Raw genomic sequence first — 11,194 nt, 5'->3', positions numbered from 1 at the left:
GACCAGACAGCTAATCGTACCTGATCAAGGTAGTAATTGTCAATAGACATCTGCAATAAACGTTTATGGGGTGTGGCATCCTCAGATCTGATAGTCTTGCGCTAATCTATCTTTAAATGTCACACTTTCCGCACTTCTTAATATTCAATTAATAATTTTTACTAATTTATTGCTCCCACAGTAGTTTCTACAATGAAGATTTTTCGTCAAAACAGCTTGGGGAATGTAAAAATATGTAAAAGTATATGAAGATGTGCAGAATGTCGGTTAATATGCTATGATGTCGAGGCTCAGAACAATTTTGAACAAGCGACAGAAACCTCGACCTTAGCCGTAGTCGGGTTTCCTGTAGTTCAAATAGCAATAATCCCACTCGTCAGAGACGGGAATTATCGCTTTAAGGGAACGGGGAAAAAAGCATTGTACCCCATGACTCTGAATACCGCCATCAACCACTATTTAGGGAAAAAGTTAGAACAGCAATGGAAGCACATCTGGTTTCAATTGATTACCAAATTCGGCAACTTCAAGAAATAGATCCAGTAACTACTCTATTTGGTAATGTAAGTCAGAATAAAACCGGGGAGCAAGATAGCGTTATTGAAGTTATCTCTACAGATTTACAGGAAAAAATCAACAGTTTAACGGCAAACAATTCCGTTAATAAATTAGCATTTTATCTGGCTGTTGTCCAAGTTTTAATGTTTAAATATACTGCTCAAGTCGAGTTTGCCACGGCTACAGGAGCTTTGAATACAGAAAAATTAGATAGCCTGATATTCTGCCGATTCAATCAACAGAATTTTAGTTCATTTAAAGATTTACTAAGAATCATTCGTAAAGATTTACAAGAAGGATATCGCCATCAAAACTATACTCTGGATAGTTTGGTCAAAACCTTGGCAGCAAGAGGAGGAAATCTAGAGAATATTTTTGACGTTGCTGTGATCAAAGAAGGACTGTGCGCCGACATTTCTTCCTTAAATCGGTTTCAATTAGTTTTTGCCATAGCAGCGGATGATAGTGGTGTTTCTGTCACTTTTATTAAAGATAAATTTCCCAGAGATTTTGTCGAGAGAATGCTAGGACATTACCGGAAAATCTTAGAAACAGTGACGAGTAATCCCGATATAGATTTGTCAGAAATTGATATATTAACGACAAAAGAACGAGAACAATTACTGAGAGATTGGAATGATACGGCCATTCAATATCCTGAAAAGCAATGGATTCATCAGCTATTTGAAGAGCAAGCCAAACTTTACCCTGAGAGAGTGGCGGTCATTTTTGAAAATCAAGAATTAACTTATCAAGAATTAAATGAAAAAGCCAATCAACTTGGTCATTACCTACAAAAATTAGGAGTAAAACCAGAGGAATTAGTAGGAATTTATCTAGAGCGTTCCTTAGAAATGGTAGTAGGATTATTGGCTGTTTTGAAAGCTGGAGGAGCTTACGTCCCCTTAGATCCTAATTATCCTCAAGAACGCCTAAGTTATCTATTAGAAGATACTGGGGTAAAAGTGATCATTACTGCGGAATCGCTGCGGGGATTGTTGGGGGAATACCGGGGAATTGTTGTTGCTTTGGATACAGATTGGCCAGCAATTTCTCAAGAAAGTCAGAACAATTGTGACAGTGGCGTAACGGGGGAAAATTTAGCCTATGTTATTTATACTTCGGGATCCACAGGTAAGCCTAAGGGCGTAATGAATAATCATAAGGGGATTAGGAATCGTTTGTTGTGGATGCAGGATACTTATCAGTTAACTAAGAGTGATGGCATTTTACAAAAAACCCCTTTTAGTTTTGATGTTTCAGTCTGGGAATTCTTTTGGCCCTTATTAGCCGGTGCAACCCTAGTGGTCGCTAAACCAGAAGGTCATAAAGATAGTACCTATTTAATACAATTGATCCAAAAGCAGCAAATCACTACCCTTCATTTTGTCCCCTCAATGTTGCGAGTGTTTCTGCAAGAACCAGAGCTAAAAGAATGTAGTTCTCTCAAGCGGGTTTTCTGTAGTGGGGAAGCTTTGTCATTAGACTTAACACAACGCTTTTTTGAGCATTTTGACTGTGAACTTCACAACCTCTACGGTCCGACTGAGGCGGCGATTGATGTGACTTACTGGCCCTGTTTGCCGGAGAATCAAAAAGCTCTAGTGAGTATTGGTCAACCAATTGCCAATACTCAGATTTATATTCTTAATCCGCACTTACAACCAGTTCCTATAGGGATTGTGGGAGAATTACACATTGGTGGCATAGGTTTAGCTCGTGGATACCTCAATCGTCCCGAATTGACGGCCGAGAAATTTATCCCTAATCCTTTTGCTAAGGTCGAAGGAGAAAGAGGGGGAGAAATTAGGGCAAAATTATATAAAACGGGAGATTTAGCCCGGTATTTACCCGATGGAAATATTGAATTTTTGGGGCGTATTGACCATCAAGTTAAGATTCGAGGTTTCCGGATTGAGCTTGGGGAAATTGAAACTATACTCAGTGAACATCCAGCAGTTGAGCAAGCGGTAGTCATTGCATCGGAGACAGAAACAGGGAGTAAAACACTAATTGCTTATGTTGTGGGTCAGTCTCAAGAGGGGGAACTCTTGGCGACTTCAGAAAAAGGGCAATTATTCGATGAGCAAATCGAGCAATGGCAAAGCCTCTATAACCAAATTTACAGCCAAACATCGGCAGATTCTGAGGGTATATTTAATATTGTTGGCTGGAATAGTAGTTACACGGGGGAACCTATCCCAGTTGCTCAGATGCGAGAATGGCTAGATGATAAAGTTAAGGTTATTCTGGCTCAACAACCTAAAAAAGTTCTGGAAATAGGTTGTGGAACCGGGTTAATATTATTCCAAGTTGCTCCCCATTGCCAGTGTTATTGGGGAACCGATATTTCATCAGTAGCCTTAGACGATATTCAGCGAATTAATCAAGAAGGGCCTCAGCTAGAGCAAGTCAGGCTATTGCATAGCACAGCCGATAATTTTGAGGGTTTGGAGTCAGAAGGATTCGATACAATTATCCTTAACTCGGTTGTGCAGTATTTCCCCCATATAGATTACTTATTGCGGGTTTTAGAGGGAGCTATCAAGGTACTAACTCCGGGGGGGTGTATTTTCCTTGGAGATGTGCGAAACTTGCAACTCATGGAAGCTTTTCACGCTGATGTAGAACTTTATAAGGCTAACCCTGAAGATTCGATTAAGGATTTTAAACAGCGTGTACAGAGAAAAATTGAGCAAGAAAATGAGTTATTCATTGACCCAGATTTTTTTAGAGCAATTCAGTCCTATTTTCCTCAGATTACTGAAGTCGAGATTCATCTAGAGAGAGGTCAACACCACAACGAATTAACTCAATTCCGTTATAATGTTGTTCTGCGGATTGAAACGATTCTGGATTTTAGCACCGACTTTCCAGAATTAAACTGGACTGAACAGCAGCTGACTTTATCTGAGGTAAGAAATCAACTGGGGAAATCTGAGGGGTTAAGGGTGATAGGTGTCCCTAATTCTCGCTTGTTCAGACCTTTAAAAAGTGCGGAATTGTTGAGGAATTCTCAAGACTTGGGGACGACCGAGGAATTTCAAGCCATTAAATCGGACATTATACCGGAAAATGCCGTAGAACCTGAAGATTTTTCGGCTTTAGCTGAGGATTTATCCCTTTCGGTTGGGGTAACTTGGTCGGATACTCCAGACCGTTACGATGTGATTTTTGCCCCGCTGGAAAATTCCCGTAGAAATTACATCGCTTTTACCCCCACCCACACCGCAAAACCTGAATGGCAACTTTATGCAAATCACCCTTTAAGGTCTAAGTTAAACAGTAAACTGATTCCCCAACTGCGGAGTTATCTGCAAAACCAACTCCCAGAATACATGATACCTCATGCCTTTGTGCAATTGGATGCTATTCCTCTGACAAATAGTGGAAAAATTGACCGTCGCGCCCTACCCTCTCCAAGCTATAACAGTTTAAGGAATTCGGAGAATTTTGTAGCACCTTGTACCCCTCTTGAGGAAATTTTAGCACTGATTTGGGCTGAAGTTTTGGGCATCGAAGAGGTTGGTATTCACGATAATTTTTTTGAACTTGGGGGGGATTCGATTCGGGGCATACAAGTGATCGCTAAGGCGCGACAAATGGGTTTTCATTTTTCTTTACCCCAATTATTGCAACATCAAACCATTCAAGAATTGGCCAATTGCGTTAGCTATGAAATTGATACTTTAGGGACTGAAAAAACGGAAGTTTTTAGTTTAATTTCTCAAGAAGTTCGCCTCAATTTACTGGAGGAAGTGGAGGATGCTTATCCTCTAACTGCTCTACAATTGGGGATGATATTTCATAGTGAATATCAGGGGAATCTATCGGTGTACCATGATGTGTTTACCTATCATATTCGTGCTGATTTTAGTTTTCCCGCTTTACATAGTGCTATTCAGGAGATTGTCCAGCGGCATCCGGTATTACGAACCAGTTTCGCACTCTTTGAATATCAGGAACCCCTACAATTAGTTCACCGACAAATCGATGTTCCTTTAGGATTAGATGACCTAACCCATTTATCTCCTTCTGAACAAGATACGGCTATTGATGATTGGATTGAGCGGGAAAAAATCCGCACTTTTGACTGGAATAGTCCTCCTTTATTTCGCTTTCATCTCCATCGCCGCAGTCAGGATAACTTTAACCTAACTTTCAGTTTTCATCACTCTATTTTAGATGGTTGGAGTGTGGCTTCGTTGCTCACAGAATTGTTACAACAGTATCTCTATCTTCTCGACAAAAAAGTTCTCCCTCTCTCTCCAACTCCCGCTCTTAGTTTTAGGGATTTTGTTGCCTTAGAAAAGAAAACTGTCCAATCGCCAGAATGCCAGAATTATTGGCAAGAAAAACTCAGAGATGTGACGCTGACTAAACTTCCTCAGTGGTCGAAATCTAATCAAGTTAATCAAGATTGGGATTGGTTAGTTCCTATATCTAGTCAGGTATCTCAGGGATTAAAACAACTCGGTAAACAAGTGGGAGTCCCCCTAAAAAGTGTTTTATTGGCGGCTCATTTTCGGGTATTAAGTTTACTGAATAATCAGAGGGATATTGTTACGGGTTTAGTCTCTAATGGACGGTTAGAAGCAGCCGATGGGGAAAAGATATTAGGTTTATTTTTGAATACTTTGCCCCTACGTTTAGAGTTATCTGGAGGCCCTTGGAGCGATTTAGTTAAGCAAGCTTTTGATGTTGAAAGAGAATGCTTATCTTGGCGAAGATATCCCCTCGCTGAGTTACAAAAATCAGGTCAACCTTTGTTTGATACGGCTTTTAATTTTATTCATTTCCATGTTTATCAAGGTATCATCGGGGTGAAAGATTTAGAGATCCTAGGAGGGAAGTTTTTTAATCAAACTAATTTTACATTGTTAGCTAATTTTAGTCTTCATCCCCTTTCATCTCAAATAGAACTTACCCTTAAATATGATGGGAATTATCTAGGGGAAAAGCAGATGGAGTTAATCGGAGGATACTACGAGAAAACTCTCCTCGCTATGGCAACGGAAGGGTTAGAACGTTATGAAACTTGTTGTTTACTTTCTGAGCAAGAACAACATCAATTATTAAAAGAATGGAATGATACCGAGGTTCACTATCCAGATGGGTGTATTCATCAATTGTTTGAGGAGCAAGTTAAGCGCAGTCCTGATGCGATCGCTATTATTACAGAAAATGAACAATTAACCTACCGTCAATTAAACGAAAAAGCGAATCAATTAGGGCATTATTTAGGCAAAAAAGGGGTAAAAACGGAGTCTTTGGTGGGAATTTGCCTAGAACGGACCCCTGAGATGGTTATAGGGTTATTAGCCATTCTCAAAGCAGGGGGAGCTTATGTACCTTTAGATCCAGCTTATCCAACTGAACGCCTCAATGTTATCTTAGAAGATGCTCAAGTTTCCTTGTTGCTAACACAAGCAAAATTAGTAGAGAAATTAGGGAATTATCCAGGGAATCTGGTGATATTAGAGGCAGAAGCCAGAAATATAGCCCTAGAAAGTCCCGAAAACCTCTCTTTACCCGTAAGTTCCAGTAATACCGCTTATGTGATTTATACCTCCGGTTCAACGGGGAAACCAAAAGGGGTTGTCATTGAGCATCACAGCACCACAACCTTACTGAATTGGTCCAAGGAAGTCTTTAGCAGTGAGGAATTAGCGGGGGTTTTGGGAGCTACTTCTATTTGTTTTGATTTGTCAGTATTTGAACTATTTTTGCCCTTGGCTGTGGGGGGTAAGATTATTCTGGCCCAGAATGTTCTAGATTTGCCTAGTTTAAGTGCAGCCAAAGAGGTAACATTAATTAATACCGTACCTACAGCGATCGCTCAACTGCTGGAAATTGAGGCAATACCTGAGACTGTGCAAACGGTAAACCTCGCCGGAGAAGCTTTGTCTAATCAATTAGTCCAGAAGCTTTACCAGCAGGAAAACATTAAGAATGTTTATAATCTCTACGGTCCTTCAGAAGATACCACTTATTCCACTTTTAGCTTAGTGCCTAAAGGACACCATGGACAACCGAGTATCGGCCGGCCTATTGCCAATACTCAAGTTTATATTCTGGACTCTTTTAAGCAACCGGTTCCTCTAGGAACTATTGGTGATTTATATATCGGGGGTAAAGGGTTAGCTCGATGTTATCTGAATCAACCTGAATTAACCGCCGAGAAATTTATCTCCAATCCGTTTAGCAATGAACCCAATGCCAAACTCTATAAAACAGGAGATTTAGCCCGATATTTACCCGATGGAAATATTGATTTTTTGGGGCGGGGTGATAATCAGGTAAAATTGCGGGGTTTCCGCATTGAATTAGGAGAAATTGAGGCAACTCTAGGGACTTATCCCCAAGTTAAGCAAAAGGTGGTGAAGGTTTGGGAAGACTCCTATCGGAATAAGAGATTAGTCGCTTATCTAGTAGGAGAAAATGGTCCGATAAATACTGAGGATTTGCGTCGTTTCTTGGGACAGAAATTGCCAGAGTATATGATTCCGGCTCTTTTTGTCTCCTTAGAAACTCTCCCTCTGACTCCCAATGGAAAAATTGACCGTTCCAGTTTACCCCTCCCTGAGATACCTTGGACATCTGAGCAGGATTTTGTCCCCCCGCATACTCAGAAAGAAAAGATTTTGGCCAGTATTTGGCAAGATGTTCTCAGAATTAAACAAGTGAGTCGTTATGACCGCTTTTTTGAAGTTGGGGGCGATTCTATTCTCAGTATTCAGGTTGTCGCTCGCGCTCGTCAAGCCGGGTTGAAGATTACCCCTAAACAGATATTTGAATATCCTACTCTTGCTGAACTAGCTACAGTTGCCGATTATTCCACAGCCGAATTAGCTAAACAGGGTTTAGTGACGGGTATTGTGCCTCTCACTCCCATTCAACTGTGGTTTTTTGAGCAAAATCGCGCTGAAATGCACCACTTTAATCAGTCTGTCCTCTTAGAAGTTCCCCGTCACCTGAAAGCTGATTTGTTAGCTCAATCTCTGAGAAAATTAATTGAACATCATGACGCTTTGCGGTTACGGTTTACTGTGGAGGAAGGACAATGGCAACAAGTTAATGAAGGAATGCCGGAGGAAGTACCTTTTGAAGTGATTGATTTGTCTTCTATTCCTCAATCTCAGCAAGGGGAAACTCTCTTAGCAATGGCAACAACTCAACAGGCAAGTTTAAACCTCTCTACTGGACTATTAATCAAGGCGGTACTATTGGAATTGGCACCCTATCAACCCAGTCGGTTACTGATTATTATTCATCACTTGGGGGTTGATGGTGTATCTTGGCGAATTTTGTTAGAAGATTTATTGATGACTTATCAACAGCTAGAAAGGGGGGAGAATGTAGAACTTCCACCTAAAACCATAGCCTTTCAGGATTGGGCGCTTCTCTTGAGGGATTATGGACAAGGGGAAAAAGCGAAAGAGCCATTAGACTATTGGTTAACTCAACCTTGGTTAGAGGCGAGAAATTTACCTGTAGATGACGAGGCTGGAAAACAATACAATACAGTAGCGACAGCAAATGATGTCACGGTGACTCTAGATGAAGAACAAACCCGGGCCCTCTTGCAAAAAGTCCCCGCTGCCTATAACACTCAAATTAATGAGGTTTTGTTAACCGCTTTAGCGGAAACTTTGACACAATGGACAGAAAATTTGACCATATCTCTTGATTTAGAAGGACACGGACGAGAAGATTTGTTCAGTGAGGTTGACTTATCGAGGACGGTAGGTTGGTTTACCAGTCTTTTTCCGGTTATTTTGCGACTCCCCCCCGAAAATCACCCCGGGGAGCGGCTCAAATCTATTAAAGAACAGTTACGAGCTATTCCTCACAGGGGAATTGGCTATGGAATTTCGCGATATTTGAGTGATGATGCTGATATTAAGTCTCAATTAGCTGAAATTCCTGCCAGAGAAGTTTTGTTTAATTATTTAGGTCAATTTGAGCAAGGACAATTGCAAAAAGGGGATTGGAAATTAGCGGATGAGTCTAAGGGGCCTAATCACAGTCTTAAGGGACATCGTAGTCATTTATTAGAGATTACGGCCAGAGTTATAGAGGGACAGTTACAAGTACACTGGACTTATAGCGATCTCATCTATGAACGTTCGACGGTAGAATATTTAGGGCGCAGCTATAAAGAAGCTTTGCTGAAATTGATTGAGCATTGTTTATCTCCTGATGCTGGGGGTTACACTCCCTCAGATTTTCCAGTAGCGCACTTGAATCAACAGGAATTAGACGATATTCTGGCAGAAATTGACTAATAAGGAGAATCTTTCATGGCAGACACAAAAAATCAACCCGCCAAAAATGTGGAGTCTATTTATCCTCTTTCCCCCATGCAGGAAGGGATGCTCTTTCATAGTCTTTATACTCCTGATTCAGGGATTTATTGTAGTCAAACTCTAATTACTCTGGAGGGAGAAATTAACCTTGCAGTTTTTAGGCAAGCGTGGGAAAAAGTTGTAGAGCGTCACTCGGTATTAAGGACTCTATTTCTTTGGGAAAAACGGGAAAACCCTCTGCAAATTGTGCGAAAAAAGGTTGATTTGCCTTGGGATTATCAAGATTGGCGCAATCTTTCCCCCACAGAACAACAACAACGTTTAGATTTATTGTTAGAAACAGAGCGTCAACAAGGGTTTGAACTCAAAGTTGCTCCTTTAATGCGCTGCTTGATGATTCAACTATCGGACCAAACTTATAAATTCCTCTGCAATCATCATCATATTATTCTGGATGGTTGGAGTATGCCTATTATTTATCAAGAAGTTTTAGGGTTTTATGAGGCAGGTATTCAAGGGAAAAGTTATCATCTTCCTTTGCCGCGTCCTTATCAAGATTATATTGTTTGGTTACAGCAGCAAAACCCATCTATTGCTGAGAGTTTTTGGCAGCGAACTCTTGAAGGGTTTATGACTCCCACCCCCCTGAGGGTGGACAGACTCCAGTTAATGAAATCTGAAGGTAAGCCGACTTATAAAGAGTATAACTGTCATTTATCGGCTTCTCACTCCAAAGACCTGCAATCTTTGGCGCAAAAGCATAATCTGACCTTATCTACTTTAGTACAGGCCGCTTGGGCGATTCTTCTCAGTCGCTATAGTGGGGAGTCAGAAGTTTTATTTGGGGTTACGGTTTCTGGTCGCCCCCATGATTTATCAGGGGTAGAACATAGGGTAGGATTATTTATTAATACATTGCCGCTGCGAGTCTCCATCAGAGAATCAGATTTATTGCTATCTTGGTTACAGGAATTACAGCAAAAGCAAGCAGAAATTCAGGATTATGCTTATGTTTCTCTGGCTGAAATACAGAGATTAAGTGATATTCCACCGGGGATTCCCCTGTTTGAGAGTTTGGTCGTTTTTGAGAATTATCCTAGAGAAGCGTTATCGAGAGATTCTCGTCAATCCTTAAGGGTTAAGGATGTGGAGAATTTTGAGGAAACTAATTATCCTTTGACGGTGGTTGCTATTCCTAGACAAGAGTTACTGATTCAGTTAGTCTATGATACTAGCCGTTTTACTCAGGATACGATTGAACGGATGGCAGCACATTTACAGACTATTTTAACAGGGATTGTTACTGATACTCGGCAACGGGTAACACAATTACCTATATTGACAACACAAGAGCAACATCAGTTATTAGTAGAGTGGAACAATACCGAGGCAGATTATCCTTTAGATAAGTCTTTACATCAATTATTTGAAGAACAAGTTGCACAGAATCCGCAGGGAATAGCGGTTATTTTTGAAGGACAAAAATTAACCTATCAACAGTTAAATAACCGGGGAAATCAGTTAGCTCACTGTTTACGAGATAAGGGTGTAGGTCCAGAAAGTTTGGTCGGGATTTTTATGGAGCGTTCCCTAGAGATGGTCATCGGTTTATTAGGGATATTAAAAGCCGGGGGAGCTTATGTACCTTTAGCTCCGGATTATCCTACCGAGCGCTTGGGGGATATCCTCTCAGATTCGGGGGTTTCTTTGGTGTTAACTCAGGAATCTTTAGGGGATTTTCTTCCCCAAACTGGGGCCGAGTTACTGTGTTTAGATAGGGATTGGGAAAAGATAGCTACCTATAGTCCAGAAAATCCCTTCAATCTAACGACTCCTGAGAATTTAGCCTATGTTATTTATACATCAGGTTCAACGGGAAAACCCAAAGGCGTGATGAATATTCATAGAGGAATTTGTAATACTCTGACATATACTATTGGTCATTATAATATTACCTCTGAAGATCGCATTCTCCAAATTATTTCCTTGAGTTTTGATGGTTCAGTCTGGGAAATTTTTTCGTCTTTAATATCTGGTGCTTCTCTAGTCGTGGCTAAACCTGACGGGTATAAAGATATAGATTATTTAATAGATTTAATTGTGCAAGAACAAGTAACTTATTTCACTTGTGTTCCCTCAATATTGCGAGTTTTTCTGCAACATCCCAAGAGCAAAGATTGCCACTATTTAAAACGAGTAATTGTCGGGGGAGAAGCCTTATCTTATGAACTCAATCAACGATTTTTTCAGCAGTTAAACTGTGAATTATATAACGCTTATGGACCAACAGAAGTAGCGGTTGAGACTACTATCTGGTGCTGTCAGCC

Annotated in this window: 2 protein-coding genes; both read left to right on the top strand. The window is 40.6% G+C overall.

What is annotated here, in order from left to right:
• The first annotated feature begins 482 nt into the window (after window positions 1–482).
• Window positions 483–8,846, top strand: a complete 8,364-nt coding sequence (locus tag O9290_RS12005) for a non-ribosomal peptide synthetase (protein WP_288059367.1) — start codon at window positions 483–485, stop codon at window positions 8,844–8,846.
• 15 nt (window positions 8,847–8,861) lie between these two features.
• Window positions 8,862–11,194, top strand: a 2,333-nt coding sequence (locus O9290_RS12000; RefSeq protein ID WP_288059364.1) for a condensation domain-containing protein, incomplete at its 3' end; no start/stop codon positions are given.

It is taken from the genome of Microcystis sp. LE19-41.2A (assembly GCF_027530405.1).
In the GTDB taxonomy this organism is placed as follows: Bacteria; Cyanobacteriota; Cyanobacteriia; order Cyanobacteriales; family Microcystaceae; genus Microcystis; species Microcystis aeruginosa.
Note: the sequence above shows the minus strand (reverse complement) of the source record. Positions and strands in the feature narration are given on the sequence as shown.